At 62.1% G+C, this 970-nt stretch carries 1 pseudogene; it reads left to right on the top strand.

From position 1 onward, the window contains the following. Positions 1-913: pseudogene (locus CI601_RS06815) on the top strand (IS1249 family transposase); the annotation flags it as partial. Positions 914-970 lie beyond the last annotated feature (57 nt).

Below are 970 nucleotides of genomic sequence, written 5' to 3'. Positions count from 1 at the left end.
GGAACATCAAGCCGGCAATCACACCGGACGGGGTGGTCCATCACACGCTCATGGCCGACGGCACGTATATGGCACACGGCTGGTGCCTCCTGATAGCGATCGACGGGCAGACGGGCCAGGTCATCGACCGGCAGTGGTGCCATCAGGAGAACACGGCGGCCTGCACGGCCCTGTCCTCCCGCATCCCCGGGCCCGACGTGCTCATCACCGACGGCCTTCGCGGCGTGCAGAAAGCCTGCCATGCCTTGCTGGCCGGGCACGCGCATCCAACGCTGCCTGGTGCACGTGCAACGCAACACCAAAACCGACCTGACACTCAAACCACGACTTCAGGCCGGCAAGGAACTCAAGCGACTCTCCGACCAGCTCACCCGGGTCCATGCCATCGAGGAAGCGGTGCGTTGGGGTGAGGCCTTGAACGCCTGGCACGAAAGATGGAAAACCCTCATCGACGAACGCACCATGGCCAAGGACGACCCAGCCAACCCCAAAGCCAGCCACCAATCCTGGTGGTGGACCCACCAGGAACTCCGCCGCTGCTACCGCAGGCCCGAACACCTCTTCCAAGACAGGCAGCTCTTCGCCTTCCCGGAACCCGAACTCACCGCCGGCGGGCCAGTGGAACGCACCACCAACCGGCTGGAAGGAGGAGTCAACCCACCCATCAAACGCACCCTCCTGCAACACCACGGCCTACCCGAGAGCCACATGAGACGCGCCTGCGAATGGCACTGCTACATGAAAACCGACAACCCCCGACCCCGCCAGCCTGATCAGGGACGAACACCAGCAGCCACAACCAGCACCCAAACGGGAAACCAGACAGGAACAGGACGAGCCCGAACACTACGGCACCGCCATCAACTGGAACGAGTTCCACACACCAGTCAGATACCCCAACACCACACTCTGACCAACACACAACCAAACCCACACACAGAACCTAAAACAACGCGTTTAGTTCCTATAG

Source organism: Bifidobacterium sp. wkB344, from assembly GCF_003688305.1.
Taxonomy (GTDB): domain Bacteria; phylum Actinomycetota; class Actinomycetes; order Actinomycetales; family Bifidobacteriaceae; genus Bombiscardovia; species Bombiscardovia mizhiensis.
Note: the sequence above shows the minus strand (reverse complement) of the source record. Positions and strands in the feature narration are given on the sequence as shown.